This window comes from Bacillus luti (assembly GCF_009739945.1).
GTDB lineage: Bacteria > Bacillota > Bacilli > Bacillales > Bacillaceae_G > Bacillus_A > Bacillus_A luti.
In genome coordinates this window covers 2,327,060-2,342,825 of the sequence record NZ_CP040336.1, presented here as the reverse complement: position 1 = coordinate 2,342,825, position 15,766 = coordinate 2,327,060, and the positions used below count along the sequence as shown (strand labels likewise).

Sequence of the window (15,766 nt, the reverse complement as noted above, 5' to 3'; positions counted from 1 at the left end):
GTACAGTTATTTTATAAAACTTTCGAAATATCCTTCATACTGTCTAAAATATAATCCGCTTTTCCTTCTAGATCTTCTTTCCTACTCGCTCCGGATAAGACGCCCACTACTTTAATATTACTATTTCTCGCAAATGTAACGTCTGTTAATGTATCACCTACCATAAGTACATCTTCTTCAGTTAGAGAAAATTTTTCTTTAAACATATGATAAAAATCACTTTCAGGTTTTGTTCTATTCACACCGTCATCTGCCCCTAAAAAATCTACGTAATCATATAACTCAGTCATTTTTAAAGAATGAATCGCAGCATCAACATCGTCTGCCGTAACAACGCCAATAATATATTCATTTTCTTTTAAATATCGTAACGTTTCCTTTGCGCCTTCCACTTCTGTAAATATAAGATCATCTGCAGTAGAGTACTTTTTGAATAAAAGACATACGTCATGAATGAAATTCTTTTTATCTACATGTTGACTTTCTAACAACGAATACCATGCAGCCGCAATAAAGTAATTTGTGCGACAAGCTAGTAAACTCGTACTCTCAAAATCGTTATCATTCATGCCAATAATCGATAAGTAATCATCTCGTTTACTTTTTTCACTTGGATACGTTTGAAATATATCATCTAACACACGATGCACAATTTTGTACCAAACGGAATCTAACTGTATTAATGTTCCATCTTTATCAAAAATAATTGCTTTATTCACCTTTTATTCCCCCTATAACTTCATTCCATGTTTTCATATTTTTATTCTCAACTTTATTATGAATAGGATTAATAAACGCTACTAATTCATCCTCTTCCCATCCCTCAACCCTAGCGTATTCCCCTTCATTTAAAGAGAATACAAAGGTTACATCGCTCTCAGATTTTTGTTCCATCATTTGCCCATTTATTATGAGTCTCCAATCACACGGTTTGTCAGTAGAAATGCTGTAAATAATATTTCCTTTAGCCTCATCACCGACATATATCGTTTCGCCCTCATTTTGAATGTCTATCGCTAATTTTCTAAATCGAGAGAAATAAATTCTTCCCTTTTTGATTGCAGATTTTAAGTTTTTCATAGATAAACCGTTACATAATACATATGTTCCTGGATCACCGTAAATGGATGGATCTTTTGATCCTGGGAATGTTTTAGATGGATGTAAATGCGAATCGCTTCCACCTATCCCCCAAATTTTAAGACCATTTGCCCACATTTGATCGAAACAACGCAAAGCTTCTAAAGTGGATGATTTACTTTTTTTATAGGTTGGATCACACATAATTTCCATCGTATGAACATGTTCTAAATCGATATTCACTTGGTTCGCCCAAGGCTTCATAAATGGGTGATTCACACTCAATAAATAACCTTTTTCTTTCATCAATGAAAATAGTGTGTTCATTTTTTCAGCGCTAAATGATTCATCTATATACTTTGTAAAGTCAACGTATTCCTTTATCCCGAATATATTGTAATGACCGTACGGAGTTGTAAGTTCCATAGATGGTATAATTAATGTGTTTCCTTTTTCATACGATGGCATTACGATATTGTGCTCTGTCGTATATAAAAAATCTAATTCTTGTTTCTCACATACTTGCATTCCAAGTTCATCATCTATCTCGCCATCCGTTAAATCTGTGTGCTCATGAAATTCTCCTTTGTACCAGCGATGTTCTTCATTTATTACCTTATTAAAACGGTCGTCATCGATAAAAATATTTTCCTTACAAAAGTGCTCTCTATTATACTTTCGTTCCAACTGATCGTTCAGTACTATATTTACTGTGTAGTCAACTTTTGCCCCAGTAAATTTCACTACTTTCTTTGCACAATGAGGGATATATATGACTTCCAATTCCCAACTACCTGACTGTATTTCTCCTCCACTACAACCTGCGGAACAAAACTTTACATCTTTCGAAACGACTAGTTTTTCAGTTGCAACTGGCGTTTGATATTGTATACGTACATAACCGCTAGGATCTCTTACGATTAATAAAAGCGGGATTTTCCGGCTATCCCCTTGATCAATCTTTAATGTGAAATTTTCAATATCAGTTTCTCTCATTTGGAAACAATGTTTATTTTTTACGAATGGAGAAAGTGTTATCGTACTTGTTATTTCGATCATCGTTCTCACACCTTTTTCCGTTTTAATGAGGGTCATTTAGAGGCACTTCCTTCGTTCAAAAGCACCTCATGTAATATTACTTCTTCTTTTTCAAAACTTTATCTAACTCTTCTTGTGCAACTTTAGCTGCTTCATCTAATGCTTTTTTCGCTGGAATTCCTTCAATCTCTACTTTATCTTTCGCTACATTTAAAGCATCATTGATTTTCCCGCCTGTTGGATCTACAAATGGTCCCACTCCATTATTGTTAGCTTGCTCTAATGGAACTAATGCTTGTGGTTGTTTTTTGACAAATTCAGCATATGGACCGTAATCTGTTACATTGTTACGAACAGGAATATATCCCGTAGCCATGGACCATTCAGCCGTTTTCTCCGTACTCGTCGCAAACTTCATAAAGTCATATGCACCTTTTGCTACTTCTGGATCAATATTTCTCGTTAATGTAAATAAATATGTTTCTAGTTTTGGCGCTGGTTTATTATTACCCCAAGCAGGCTGAGGTAATGCCTCAAATGTGTTAAGACGTTCTTCTTCTGTCATTCCTTTTCCTAATGATTTAAAAACAAATCCTTGGTCACCAGATGATCCTGTAAATCCTAGCGTTCTACCTTCAACTAAATCAATTACTGTTTTATCCCAATATTCCCATCCAGTACCACCTGAATGTATTTTCATAATTTTATCGTCATGAAGCCATGTACGGAATTTCTCCCATACCGTAACCCAAGTGTCATCGTTAATTAATACTTTTGTACCATCTTCACTTAATACATTTCCGCCAGCACTGCGAACCGCATCAATTAAATTGGAAGTTCCCCACATTGGCATCCAGCCTGCATATGACACATTTCCATTTTCACCACGTTTTGCCACTGTTTTTGCTACTTTTTCTACACCTTCCCACGTCTTTAAATCATCTTTTGTAAAACCATTCTCCCCTAATACTTTTTTATTGTAATAAAAAATTTGCGTTGTACCGTAAAACGGAATTCCATACAACTTATCGTTAATTGTTGCTTGCTCCATAAACCCTTTTCCATAATCATCTTTTTTGAAATTAGTATCATTTTTAACATATTCATCTATAGGTACGATTAACTGTTTTTTAGCATATTCTTGAACGACATCTGAACCTAGTAATGCAATTGCTTCTTGATTATTTGCTGCAAATCCACTTTGTAGCTTTTGATAAGACTCATCATAGCTACCAGCTTTTGTCGTTTTCACTACATATTTGCCCTGGCTTTTATTGTATTCTTCTACAATCTTATCTACACGCTCTGCAAGAGAACCTCCTACTCCATTAATGAATGGAACAACAACCTTCTCTCCTTCTTTACTCGCTTTAACCGTACTTTCTTTTCCGCCTGAACATCCCGCAAGTGCGCTTACAAACAATGTTATAACTGTTAGAAGCATGAATAGTTTTTTCATCCTACAGATCCCCTTTACTATTTAATTACCCCTTTATTCCTGAATCAGTAACACCAGATAAAAACCATTTTTGTAGAATTAAAAATACGATTAAGAGTGGAACTGTTGCGATTGTACTTGCAACCATAATGTGTGACCAATCTCTTCCTAAGGAACTATTAATGAAATAATCAGCAATTCCATTCGTAATTAACTTTTGCGTATTATCTTTCAAAATAAGAGCTGGCCAGACGTAATTATTATAATTACCAATAAACGTGACCAATCCTAGTGTTACAAATGATGATCGTGTCATTGGGAAAATAATCTTCCAAAGAATACGCCAATCACTTGCCCCATCAATTTTGGCTGCTTCGACTATTTCAAAACCAACTTTGTGGAACGATTGTTTTAAATAGAAAATACCGAATACGCTAACAGCCATAGAAATCATGTATCCAAAATGAGAATCAAGCAGACCAAATTTCCCTAGCATTACATATACAGGAACATACGAAACAGCTCCAGGAATCATATACGTTGCCATTACAACACTAAATGTAATATTTTTACCTTTAAACTTGTAAAATGCCAACATATAAGCAAACAGTGCAGATGAAACAAGCACATATATTGTAATGAGGAAAGATGTATAAAAACTATTAAATAAATATGTGTTAAATGGTAGTATGTCTAATACTTGTCGATAATTTTCCCAATGAAATTCTTTAGGCCAAAAGCCTCCTTGTAATACTTCACTAGATGTTTTAAACGAGCCAAGTACCATCCATATGAACGGAAAAACAAATAGTATACTTGATAGAGCTAAAAAGAAATGCTTTATGATTAATGAACCTTTGTTCAAATTATTCACCTTAATAGTTCACCCACTTATCACCTATTATTTTGTTTATAACAGATAGTAGAATTGTAATGATTAGTATGATAAATGCGATTGCTGTTGCAGATCCCATATCAAACTGTTCAAACCCTTGTTGGAAGAATAAATACAGTAACGTACGCGTCGAACCACTAGGTCCACCTTGTGTTAAAATTTTTATTTGATCGTAAGCCTGCACTGAAGAAATTGTATTAACGACAACTAAGAAGAAAGTTGTTGATGAAACCATTGGCAGTGTTACATATCTAAATTTCTGCCATGCATTTGCTCCATCAATACTAGCTGCTTCATATAAACTATCTGGAACTTTTTCTAATGCGCCGATATAGAAAATCATCGTCCAACCAACTAATTTCCAAACAGTCATTATAATGACTGCTAACATCGCTGTTTTACTGCTCTGAAGCCAGTCCAAACCAGGTATCCCGAAAAAGTTTAGCACTTTATTAATAACTCCAAATTGAGGTTCATATAAGAGTGACCACACAATGGATACAGCTATTGTTGGCGTTACCCATGGTGAAAAAATCATTAATTGATACAACGCAGAACCTTTGAATTTCTTTCGGAAAAATAATGCGAACCCTAAGCCTAATGCAATCGTCGGAATGACTGTTCCAATTCCGAAATAAAACGTATTGAGCAATGCTTGCATAAAAGAATCTTGTGTAAATAAATTGAAATAGTTTTCTAAGCCAACAAAGTTAAAATCATTCGTCATAAAATCCCAATCAGTAAAACTAATACCTAAACTAATGAAATTCGGAATAATCCAAAACAAGATTAGAGGTATTCCAACTGGTATTAAAAAGAACACAGCTTTTGATAGTTTTATTTGCATTCTTGCCACCCCCTAATTCATATTGTACGAGTTCATTATTAACACAATGTTGTTAATTTGTTAACTAATTGTAAAAACAACAAATTAACAAAATAAAACAACATATAAACAAAAAAGAAGGCTATTTCTCAACTTACTAAGAAATAGCCTTCTTTTTGTTTTCTATACTGTTATTACTTCTACTCCATTACTTGTTAACACACTTTCCCAAGCTTCATCAAGTTTTGCATTCGTATATAATGCATCTATATCACTAAAACTCCCGCTTTTATAAAACTTTGTTAAATTAAACTTTGATTCATCAGCCATCATTACAACTTGTTTTGCATTGTTTTTTAACTGCTTATATATTTGGGCATCTTCAATATACGAACATGTTAGTTCTTTTTCTAATGAAATGCCATCACACGAAGCAAATAACTTATTAACAGTGAAATGATCAAGATAGTTTAACGTCATTTCTCCAGACAGTGCTAATGAATTTGTATTCAATATTCCCCCTATGACTATTAACCTGCAATCAAAGGAATCATACTGTTCTTTCAGCTCAATAATTTTATTCACAGCCGGTATCGAGTTTGTTAAAATCGTCAAATTCTTTCTATCGTATATGTAATCTAAAATTTGCATTGTAGTTGTTCCAATTTCAATTGCGATAATATCATTATCTTCTACGAGTTTACTTGCTTCCATTGCAATTTTTCGTTTTTCTTCAATATTCTCAGATCGACGTTTATCAAAATGAAACTCTAATGATTGATCTTTTTTCTTAATTGCCCCACCATGTATTTTCGTAAGCTGCCCTTCCTTGTGCAACATATCTAAATCTCTTCGTATCGTTTCTGTTGTAACATTTAGTACTTTCGCTAAATCATTTACCATCACTCGATTATACTTTTCCAACTCATCTAGTATGTGTTTTCTTCGTTCAAACTGTGTGTACGATTTCATTTCATTAACACCTCGTCTAATTACGCAAAATATTGATTTTCTAAACACTCTTAATATACAAAAGTCTTAATCATTACTTTTAACATAACATCATTTACAGAAATAAGGAACGATTATATTCATTTTGATTCGAAATTTATTTAACAATAAAAACATGATTATAATAAATAAAAATTTATTGTTAAACAATAAATTTCATGTTAAATTTAAAAGATATTAAATAAATGAGGTGCTTTTTATGAAACAAGGATCCACACTCTTTTTAAAAACCGTTGTGATTCTAATCGGAATCCCTGTTCTAGCTATGTGTATATTTTTGGTCCCTAAAATTGGGAATTTCGCAGCTGAATTGTATCCCGATATTGCATTTATAAAATATCTTGTCTTTATCAATTTATATGCAACGGCCATACCTTTTTACTACGCCCTGTATCAAGCTTTTAAACTGTTAAGCTATATTGATAAAAACAATGCTTTCTCGGAATTATCTGTTAGCGCTTTAAAAAATATAAAATACTGCGCTATGACAATCAGCGTCTTGTACGTATTAGGCATGCCACTCTTTTATCTCATTGCGGAGAGAGATGACGCTCCAGGCTTTATCATTATTGGCATGATCATGATTCTTGCATCAATGGTTATCGCGGTCTTTGCTGCCGTTCTCCAAAGGCTTTTACAAGATGCAATAGATATAAAATCAGAAAACGATTTAACAGTCTGAGGTGATACATATGGCAATAATAATTAATATTGATGTAATGCTTGCTAAACGGAAAATGAGTGTCACAGAGCTGACTGATAAAGTAGGTATTACGATGGCTAACCTTTCTATTTTGAAAAACGGAAAAGCAAAAGCAATTCGCTTTTCCACTTTAGAAGCAATTTGTAAAGCGTTAGAGTGCCAACCTGGGGATATTTTAGAATATCGACCAGAAGATACCGAATAAAAAGAGTCCTTCATAGAAGGACTCTTTTTATTCGGTATTACGGCGCAAAACTAACTTTACCAGTCAAAATTAAAATAATCGCAATGATCCAAAATATAATGAGTGATGAGGACAGTATTAATGAAATGATAGCAATCCCCTTCTTCTCTGTCTTTTTCGTCATTGTAATGACAGAAAGTATGATACCTGCAACTGTCAGGGCAGCTGTAATATAGTCTCCCACTATATTACCTGCATTCGCTATCCTTGTCGGTGTTATAAAAACGAACAGAAAACACAAAATGCCGATGAGTAAAGATATATAGCTTATTATACTGTACTTCTTTTTGGGAACTATTTCGGTGTTCATCCTACCCCTCCTTCTTATTTAGCAATGATTTCATATTAGCACAAATAACCATAATTTGGTTAAAATACCGAATTGATTGCAACCTATATTTTCACAAATCTCCTCAACTAGCCGCTTCATTTGCTGCGCTTGTATGACACCATCTTCTAAAATGAAATTACCCATATTTTCAAATGCAATAACAGCTTTTATCGTTTTTTCTGTATATTAAAAAGGCATTTAAACTACCATTATAGAATACAAACAAGAGGTGATTTTTAATGAATAGTATACATATAAAAACGAATATACTAAATAAATGGATTGAACAATTTCTACCTGAATATGATTTATTCTTTTTCCCTGCCAAATATGGAACAATAGTAAAGCATTTCACTTCTAATACTTTACTATTGTCTAAAGAAGAATTTTCTAACCACTCCATCTTTAACAATATTGATAGTAGAAATAGCTATCAAGTATGGAATATTCATAAAGACATTCAATTTGTTTGTGTAGCAAATCCTAGTTTGATTACTCAATGGGACAAAGAAACACGCGAAAGCATTTTCCAAATTCAACTCGAAGTAAATAGAGGTTCTATTTATGAATGGGATATTATTGAATCTGTACTGAACGATATCCAATCTGCTTCAATTAAAGCCACCACATTACAACATGTATCTTTATATTCATTTGAATATGGTTCAAAGCGCTATATAAGTTTGCAAAAATCACTTTGGGATAACTTACATAAAGAATTTCAATATAAATTTCTAATCCTATTAACAAAACAATTTGTTTATCAAACTTCATTAAGTGAAAAGCAAATTGGAACATTCAAAGAGAAGTTTCCCCATATTGCTTCATATTTTAATACTTTTTCAATTGCAAACGGAGCAAATTGTCTTGCAGCTACTCTAGCGAGTGTTTGTGCTGAAATGTCTGAGGCGCAATGGATTATTACGAAATGGGTACATGATAATAGCTTTCTAAAAGGGTTACAAATAAAAAGCTATCGATTAAAATCAGCTTCTATCGATTCTTTGCAACCTAGTGATATCCTTGTATGGAAAAATAAAAATAGCAATGTAGTACACGCTTCTTTTCATGTAGGCGATGGCTATTTCTTTAATAAAGATGGACAATCATTCTTTAATCCATGGCAATTGGTTCATATGGATAACCTGTTGAATACATGGGGGAAAGAATGCATTCAAGTATACAGAAAATAAAGATTCGATAGCTCAAAAAAATAAAGACTGTACCTTTAAACCGAAAGATACAGTCTTTAATAATAATTTATTTTATAAAGAAAACCCTCTGTCAATCACTACTAAAAAAATTCTAAGTAATGCTGTATTCTCCTTTCTATTTTCTAATCATTGAATGACTAAATCTGCCCGATCCCTCGGCAATTCAACTTCCAAATAATAATCCTCCGCTTTCCAATACCTATTTTCAAACTTGGAGAGTTTTTTCTGTGTCTCTTCACTTTCACGTAGAAACCTTGTCTCTCTTGGACAGTCCAAATACACCATATAATGAAAGAAATCTCTCCATTCTTTTCGTTGCAGAAAAACTCCTTCAATTACAATTACACCTACGATAGGAATCTGTACTTTCTTCATTTCACATGAATCTATTTCAGCGTGATAAAAAGGCAATTTCAATTTCGTTTCATGTTGTAACTTTTGAAAAAATGTCTGCCGTAAGTATGCAATGTCCCATTGCAAATAATAGTATTCATACCATTCTTCAAATCCTGTATGATAGCGTTTATTACGCTCCACTATATGATCATCAATATGAAAAATATGAAACGGAATACCTTCTTGTTTCATATTTTCCTTTAAATGTGTTACGAATGTCGTTTTACCTGAACGGCTTAAACCATCTATACCTAAAATGAATCGATTTTCCCTATGCTTCTTCATAATAGTTATAAGTTCGTTCATACTCATTACTTCTGCCACTCTTCTTTTAATAAAGAATATAAAATAGTATCATGAGCAACTCCATTTTGAATCATATGTTTTCGAAGCAATCCTTCTTCTTGAAACCCTGCTTTTTTCAACAATTTTTGAGAAGCTTTATTTTCTACATATACAACAGCAGCAATTCTTATGAGCTGTAACGATTCAAATCCATAAGTTAAAATGGCCTGAAGTGCTTCAGATGCATATCCCTTTTCCCAATATGTATCGTCTAATTCATAACCAATTTCAGCTCGTTTATGATGATTGTTAATTAAATGAAATCCGCACGTTCCGATTAGTTGACCCGATCCCTTTTTCTCAATCCCCCAACGAAACACGCTTCCCTCTTCATAACGATTTTTAAACGTTTGAATCGTTGTTTTCGCTTGCTCAATATTTTCGAAAGAATCCATCCCGAAATAACGTATAACAGATTCTTTCGAAAAATAACGGAACATCGCTTCTGCATCTAATAATGTAAGTTCTCTTAATAGTAAACGTTCTGTTTCTAGTTTCGGAAATCCCATCTCTTTTTCTCCCTCTATTCTAATGAACTGCAAATTTCAATATAATTACCGTCTGGATCAGCAATGTATGCAATTGTTTGCCCCCACGGTTTTACAATTGGTTCAACTAAAATCTTGATAGCTTGTTCTCTAAATTGCTCAATCGTTTCTTGTACATTATCAACAACGAATCCCAATTCGAAATGAGAAGACTGTAACTCACCTTCTGTAAGCGGTAATCCGGTTAATTTCTTTACATCTTCTCTCGTATTCATCGCTAAAATTGTTGATCCAGTATGAAATTCAATATATGTACCGTGCTCTGCTTTTATAGGTAACTGTAAAGTATCTTTATAGAAGCTTAAACATTCCTCAAACTTTTCAACATATAAAATGATGTATTTCATTTTTAAATTCATGTTACATCCCCCTTTATCTATCCCCCTAAAAATTCGACAAATCTTTCAAATAACCTTGTTCCATAAGCACAAAAAAATGAGGCCGATTTCTCGGCCCCCAGCTTATTGGCATAAAACAGGAGATTTGGTTTGGACATAACCAGTTCTTATATTTATTATATTTTATTTTTTCTGAATTTTAAATACATTAAACACCTATTTATATTGAGAAAGTTTTTTTACTTGCATAAAATCAAAACTTATAAGAAATGCTACAAATGGAGGTGTATACATATGGAACCAATGCTTTGTCCAAGTTGTAAAACGAACCGAACTCGCTTTAATATTCTTGAGCAACAGGTAAAACCAGTCAAGTTAAATCCACAAACTGGTCAAGTAGAAGAAGAATACACAAATGAAACGATGAATGCTTTTCATATGGCTTATCAAGGACCTACATACCGCGTCCAATGCGCTGTATGTGGGCTTGTTGAAAATCCAGAACAATTTATTAAACCTGCGCAAAATCAGTCTTTCTCTTAAAATTATTACTACCCCTTATAGAAATAGATTTTTCTATAAGGGGTTTTTCTTTTTAATTCAGTAATATAAAACGTATTTCTTCCTTATTATATATTAAACTTTACACTCTTCTGGTAAAATTTACATAAGAGAGGTGAAACGAATGAATTTACATAAAAAGTTTGTGCTTCCATCTACATTTCTACTATTAACTTGTCACATAGTCATCTTTTACTTTTGGATTTTCGATTGGAAGAAAATCTCGACTTCTTACGGTTTAGCTATATGGATACTTTCTACTATTTGTGGTCTTTTACTTTATTTCCTTTATAAAAAACAAAAATCTAATAAAGTGATATTAATTGCTAGTTCGTTATTATTAATTACTTCTTCATTTATGATTTTTTTAGGTATTGTTACTGGTATCATCTTTGTAACTGTTAGTTCTATGAATTAAAAAGGTGGTCTTTTATTATATAAAAAAGAATGAACAAAATGAGGATATATAGAAATTAAAGAAGATGATTTCCATTCAATATATACAACCATCTTCTTTAATAAATCCACTCTTTGTTACAATATTTCATTTTTTAACTTTTTAATCTTCCAAGATACATTAATAAATATATATAAATACATACAACCTACAAATCCTATCATACCTTTAAATATATAAGGAATTCTAGATTCTGATGGTCCAAGAAAACATAAGTAAAGCGCTGGCATTATCGTTACAAACATAATTACAAAAAACTGTAACAACTCAGTAAGTTTTTGTATCCTCGTTTCCTTTTCTGAATATATATCTGGCAACTCATTTTCCTCTTCTACTTCTTTACAAAAATAATTCCATTTCGCAAAACTCGTTACATGTTTCCAGCCACACATTTCATATATTTCGATATATTCTTTTTGTTTTTCTTTCGAATCTTTATACTCTAATCTAAAGTCTGCTTTATATACTACATCTTTCGGCTCAGTTTTCTTAAACGTATACATTACGTTATACTTTTGTAACGCCCAGCCTTGTTGATGCATTTTACGTAGATACGCTTCTTCTTTTTCTAAGCTCCATACTGCGAAAGGTTTGAATATCTTCTTTATCTCCATCATCCATTCACTCCCCTAATATACTATTTCCATTCTTTACAGACCGCTGTAATCTGTTGTACTCCAGTTCCAGTACTTCTCTCCCAAACGGCGTTAACTCATAGCACTTCTTTCTGTCTGTAGAGGCAACTTCAACAATTAACTTCTCTTTCAATAACTTCGTCGTATTCCCATATAAAGTACCAGGGCCGAGCTTTACTTCCCCATTTGTCATCTCTTCTACCATTTGCATAATTCCGTAGCCATGTAACGGCTTCACGAGTGACAATAGTATGTAATATGTCGCCTCTGTTAACGGAATATATTTTTGTGCTTTCGCATTCATTATAACTACCTCCGATACATCGTCTTATGATATATCGACTCACGATACATCGTATATCGATATTGTATAATCCTATTCCAAAATATGCAAGTGCATTTTAATAATTAAATATCTATTTCTTTAAATTGAAAAATCATTCCAATTTTCAGAATAATTTGTTAAAATATAGAAATATTAACTCTTTTATAATGAAAGGAATGTTACATATGATTAATAAATTAAAAGAAAATATTGGGTCTGTCTTTGTTGGCAAGGATAATGTTATTGATCTACTACTCGTTTCACTACTTGCTGATGGACATGTACTACTTGAAGACGTGCCTGGTACTGGGAAAACGTTACTGGCGAAAACAATTTCAAAAAGTATTGGTGGTCATTTTTCGCGCGTTCAGTTTACCCCTGATGTACTTCCGAGTGATGTAACAGGTATTGAATATTTTAATCCGAAAACGAGCGAATTCGAGTTAAGGCTTGGACCAGTCGTGACGAACATTTTACTGGCAGATGAAATTAACCGCGCAATGCCGAGAACACAGTCTAGTTTGTTAGAAGCGATGGAAGAACGACAAGTGACGCTTGAAAAACAATCTACGTCTCTTCCGAAACCGTTCTTTGTTATTGCGACGCAAAATCCTATTGAATCACAAGGAACGTTCCCTCTTCCTGATGCACAGCTTGATCGCTTTTTAATGACAATTTCAATTGGTTATCCGTCTCCAGAAGATGAGCTACAAATGATGCGACGTTTTCGTAATAATACACCGTTAGAAGGTGTCACATCTGTCATTTCATTAGAAGATATTTTAGCAGCACAGAAACGAGTAAAGGAAATATTCGTTTCCGAACCGTTAGAACATTACATAATTAAACTTGCCCATGCTACAAGAAATCACGATTACATCGCTAACGGTGTAAGCCCACGTGCCACTTTAGCTTTAGTGCGCTCCGTTCAAGCCCTAGCATTTTTACGCGGCAGAGAATATTGCACGCCTGAAGATATACAATTTTTAGTTCCTTCTGTTTGGAATCATCGTATCGTTTTATCAATGGAAGGTGCCCTGCGTACGACAAAACATGAAATTATGCAAAGGATTTTAAAAGAAGTGGATGTACCAGTGGAGATTGAACAAGCATGAATGGGCAGCGCGTTGTAACTGTACCTTTATTTTTTCAACTTCATATTATTCAATTAACTGTGCCCGGCGCTATACTATTTACGTTTTTTCTTCCGCAACGAATCATTATGTTTCTCTTTTTCTTCTATTATTTATTCGCGATTTTCATTTATAAATATGTCGCTTACATAGAGAAAAAGTTTGAAGTTATCAATGAAAAACAAACTACTCGGCTTTTCCCTGATGAATCTGGGCAGTTTTTTATTCATTTAAAAAATGGGGCAAATATACCACTTGTTAATGGTGTTTGTTATTTTCATTTAAATCCATCCCTTATACCGCACAAAGAGCAAGGCATTGAACAAATATCAAAAACGTTATTCTCTTTCCCATTTTCGCAGCCTGCACATTCGACGCAAAAATGGGATTTAACATTAACCGCAACGAAGCGTGGTGTATTTCAAATCGAACAGTTCGAATGTGTCTTAAAAGATCCATTTCATCTATTAACTGTACATTTACCTATTTTTGATAAATTAAGGACTGAAATTATTGTGTATCCTTCTCCTAAAGAAGTAGCAGGTTTGCAAGAACTTCAGCAACTATTAAATGGTTCTTATCGAACGAATTTTTCTTTTTACAATGATGAAACATCTATTATCGGTGTGAAACGATATGAACGTGAATCATTCCGCTCTATTCATTGGAAAGCATCTGCTAAAATGCAGGAATTACAAGCGAAGCAATATGAACCTGTAAAAAATTATAGCTGGACAATTTGTCTTTCTTTAGCTGCTGATCGCGGGTTTGGTTGGAAAGAGAATATAGAAGAACTTATTTCATATGCAACATACATTTGCCAATACGCAACGAAGCATCAAATACCGTTTGAACTATTCATTAGTGTATTAGCAGAAGGTGGTCCTTTGCATTTAACATTAAAAGAAGGCCAAGCACATTACGCGAAGGCTTTGGAAGAATTGGCACGGATTTCAGATGATAGTACGTTACTTCCGAAACAAGGATTTCTCCATTATACAACAAGAAAAGGAGAACGCTCGTCTACAATGATATACATTGGTTTGCAAAAGGATTCACTTCCTGTTCTATCGCAACCTACGTTTCTCATTAATAACGAAGGGATGGTGGAAACGGTTGAAAACTTTGCTCTATCACGTTAATGACTTTATTCTGCTCCTCCTCCTTTCTTTATTAACAGAAAGAGATGAACTTGTTGCTGTTGCTATATTTTTAGCAACAGGCTATGTAGGAGTATTTCTTATCCATACATTTATTAAGAAAAAAACAACAGGGTTTGTAATACTACTCATTATTCAAATCATTGGTTGTTCTTTCATTCTACCTTTTTCTCTTTTCGGTACAATTATGTTACCCCTTTTCTTCTTTATCGTACACGCAATCGGACCTGGATATCCGGTACAAAAATCGTTAGGTGGTATTATATGGTTTGCCTTTTCAGCTATATTTCATGCCCCTTTTCCACCGTTATGGAAGTTGTTAGTATTAGTTTTACACATTATGATTACATTTTGGCAAACAAGTTCAAATCGTAATCAACAGTTATTACGATTTTCTTCTATTATCGCTATTGGAACAATTAGTGCTTTACTTATTCCGGTATTCCCTTATATTCGGCTTATTTTTTCTTATATTGTCCAAGTAGTTGCTTTAGGATTCGGATACGCTATCAACCCGTTGTTCTCGGCGGCTGCTTCAAAAGATACAGAAGACTTTTGGTCAAATAAAGGAAATTTAAACAAAACTCGAATTAAAGATGAAATCGGGCAACCTTCTTTCGATCCAACTCTCATAAATAGCATTACAGTCATAGTCTGTACAGTCATCGCTATTTACATCGTTTGGAAAATAGTAAAAAAACGAAAACATTTAAGTTTACCAAATATGTCTATCTTCGAATCTACTATCATTACCGATAAAGAAGGTATGAGCCAAAAGCGAATGAAGCGATACAAACCACCACATAACGAAATTCGGAAAGAAATTTTCAAATTGGAGAGTAAATTATCCCCTCCCTTAAATAGAAAGCGAGGAGAAACTGTTGAGGCTTGGCTAGAGAGAATAAATAATGAAGAGGATGTAAATATAGAGAAGCATATTATTATAGAAGCGTATAATACAGTTCGTTATTCAAACGAAGAAAACACTGTACTTCTGCATGAATTTAAGAAAGAAGTTCATAAGCTTTATGAGTATCAGAAGGATTTGAAGAAACGAAAAAAATAATGTAATAAAAAAGACTCCTATT

General features: G+C 33.4%; 20 protein-coding genes. 8 read left to right on the top strand and 12 right to left on the bottom strand.

What is annotated here, in order from left to right; translation table 11 throughout:
• Nucleotides 1–11: 11 nt before the first annotated feature.
• The 6 genes from EUC40_RS11950 to EUC40_RS11925 form a co-directional block, all read right to left on the bottom strand.
• A complete protein-coding gene (locus EUC40_RS11950; RefSeq protein ID WP_156575338.1) occupies nt 12–719 on the bottom strand; it encodes an HAD family hydrolase in 708 nt (235 codons plus the stop codon).
• The gene (locus EUC40_RS11945) at nt 712–2,139 is read right to left on the bottom strand and encodes a CehA/McbA family metallohydrolase (protein WP_156575336.1); all 1,428 of its coding nucleotides are present in this window, start codon (nt 2,137–2,139) and stop codon (nt 712–714) included. Before EUC40_RS11945 ends, EUC40_RS11950 begins: the two co-directional genes overlap by 8 nt.
• 76 nt (nt 2,140–2,215) lie before the next feature.
• Nucleotides 2,216–3,577: an extracellular solute-binding protein gene (locus EUC40_RS11940; protein WP_156575334.1), complete on the bottom strand. Its 1,362-nt coding sequence runs from the start codon at nt 3,575–3,577 to the stop codon at nt 2,216–2,218.
• Between the two features lie 25 nt (nt 3,578–3,602).
• Nucleotides 3,603–4,421, bottom strand: a complete 819-nt coding sequence (locus EUC40_RS11935) for a carbohydrate ABC transporter permease (protein ID WP_156575332.1) — start codon at nt 4,419–4,421, stop codon at nt 3,603–3,605.
• Between the two features lie 10 nt (nt 4,422–4,431).
• A complete protein-coding gene (locus EUC40_RS11930; RefSeq protein ID WP_098541635.1) occupies nt 4,432–5,298 on the bottom strand; it encodes a carbohydrate ABC transporter permease in 867 nt (288 codons plus the stop codon).
• Between the two features lie 162 nt (nt 5,299–5,460).
• The gene (locus tag EUC40_RS11925) at nt 5,461–6,249 is read right to left on the bottom strand and encodes a DeoR/GlpR family DNA-binding transcription regulator (RefSeq protein ID WP_000844587.1); all 789 of its coding nucleotides are present in this window, start codon (nt 6,247–6,249) and stop codon (nt 5,461–5,463) included.
• A gap of 238 nt (nt 6,250–6,487) precedes the next feature.
• On the opposite strand from EUC40_RS11925, the gene EUC40_RS11920 reads away from it, so the two are divergent.
• A complete protein-coding gene (locus EUC40_RS11920; RefSeq protein WP_071711816.1) occupies nt 6,488–6,970 on the top strand; it encodes a DUF2975 domain-containing protein in 483 nt (160 codons plus the stop codon).
• 10 nt (nt 6,971–6,980) lie between these two features.
• Nucleotides 6,981–7,196, top strand: a complete 216-nt coding sequence (locus EUC40_RS11915) for a helix-turn-helix domain-containing protein (protein WP_000974633.1) — start codon at nt 6,981–6,983, stop codon at nt 7,194–7,196.
• Between the two features lie 37 nt (nt 7,197–7,233).
• Here the strand turns inward: EUC40_RS11915 and EUC40_RS11910 are convergent, their stop codons facing one another.
• Nucleotides 7,234–7,545 carry a hypothetical protein gene (locus tag EUC40_RS11910; protein ID WP_156575330.1) on the bottom strand — a complete coding sequence of 104 codons (312 nt, stop codon included), beginning with the start codon at nt 7,543–7,545 and terminating at the stop codon, nt 7,234–7,236.
• A gap of 260 nt (nt 7,546–7,805) precedes the next feature.
• Here EUC40_RS11910 and EUC40_RS11905 point away from each other — a divergent pair, with 260 nt between their 5' ends.
• Nucleotides 7,806–8,759: a hypothetical protein gene (locus EUC40_RS11905; RefSeq protein ID WP_156575329.1), complete on the top strand. Its 954-nt coding sequence runs from the start codon at nt 7,806–7,808 to the stop codon at nt 8,757–8,759.
• A 147-nt stretch (nt 8,760–8,906) separates the two neighbouring features.
• Here the strand turns inward: EUC40_RS11905 and EUC40_RS11900 are convergent, their stop codons facing one another.
• From EUC40_RS11900 to EUC40_RS11890, 3 genes are read right to left on the bottom strand one after another with little or no spacing between them, the layout of a single operon-like run.
• On the bottom strand, nt 8,907–9,488 hold the full coding sequence (locus tag EUC40_RS11900; protein ID WP_156575327.1) for a kinase: 582 nt from the start codon (nt 9,486–9,488) through the stop codon (nt 8,907–8,909).
• Complete coding sequence (locus tag EUC40_RS11895) at nt 9,488–10,030, bottom strand: GNAT family N-acetyltransferase (RefSeq protein WP_156575325.1); 543 nt, start codon at nt 10,028–10,030, stop codon at nt 9,488–9,490. Before EUC40_RS11895 ends, EUC40_RS11900 begins: the two co-directional genes overlap by 1 nt.
• 14 nt (nt 10,031–10,044) lie before the next feature.
• Nucleotides 10,045–10,428 carry a VOC family protein gene (locus tag EUC40_RS11890; protein WP_156575323.1) on the bottom strand — a complete coding sequence of 128 codons (384 nt, stop codon included), beginning with the start codon at nt 10,426–10,428 and terminating at the stop codon, nt 10,045–10,047.
• 273 nt (nt 10,429–10,701) lie between these two features.
• Here EUC40_RS11890 and EUC40_RS11885 point away from each other — a divergent pair, with 273 nt between their 5' ends.
• Together EUC40_RS11885 and EUC40_RS11880 are read left to right on the top strand one after the other, a co-directional pair.
• A complete protein-coding gene (locus tag EUC40_RS11885) occupies nt 10,702–10,950 on the top strand; it encodes a hypothetical protein (protein WP_000433610.1) in 249 nt (82 codons plus the stop codon).
• Between the two features lie 142 nt (nt 10,951–11,092).
• Nucleotides 11,093–11,386, top strand: coding sequence for a hypothetical protein (locus EUC40_RS11880; protein ID WP_156575321.1), 294 nt, complete (start codon nt 11,093–11,095; stop codon nt 11,384–11,386).
• A gap of 116 nt (nt 11,387–11,502) precedes the next feature.
• Here EUC40_RS11880 and EUC40_RS11875 read toward each other — a convergent pair whose 3' ends face one another.
• Together EUC40_RS11875 and EUC40_RS11870 are read right to left on the bottom strand one after the other, a co-directional pair.
• The gene (locus tag EUC40_RS11875) at nt 11,503–12,039 is read right to left on the bottom strand and encodes a DUF2812 domain-containing protein (RefSeq protein WP_071711860.1); all 537 of its coding nucleotides are present in this window, start codon (nt 12,037–12,039) and stop codon (nt 11,503–11,505) included.
• A 7-nt stretch (nt 12,040–12,046) separates the two neighbouring features.
• Nucleotides 12,047–12,364, bottom strand: a complete 318-nt coding sequence (locus EUC40_RS11870; protein WP_098876284.1) for a PadR family transcriptional regulator — start codon at nt 12,362–12,364, stop codon at nt 12,047–12,049.
• A gap of 206 nt (nt 12,365–12,570) precedes the next feature.
• Here EUC40_RS11870 and EUC40_RS11865 point away from each other — a divergent pair, with 206 nt between their 5' ends.
• From EUC40_RS11865 to EUC40_RS11855, 3 genes are read left to right on the top strand one after another with little or no spacing between them, the layout of a single operon-like run.
• On the top strand, nt 12,571–13,500 hold the full coding sequence (locus EUC40_RS11865; protein WP_156575319.1) for an AAA family ATPase: 930 nt from the start codon (nt 12,571–12,573) through the stop codon (nt 13,498–13,500).
• Entirely contained in the window at nt 13,497–14,660 is a 1,164-nt protein-coding gene (locus EUC40_RS11860) for a DUF58 domain-containing protein (protein ID WP_156575316.1), read from the top strand. Before EUC40_RS11865 ends, EUC40_RS11860 begins: the two co-directional genes overlap by 4 nt.
• The gene (locus tag EUC40_RS11855; protein ID WP_156575314.1) at nt 14,635–15,744 is read left to right on the top strand and encodes a DUF4018 domain-containing protein; all 1,110 of its coding nucleotides are present in this window, start codon (nt 14,635–14,637) and stop codon (nt 15,742–15,744) included. Before EUC40_RS11860 ends, EUC40_RS11855 begins: the two co-directional genes overlap by 26 nt.
• The last annotated feature ends 22 nt before the right edge of the window (nt 15,745–15,766 follow it).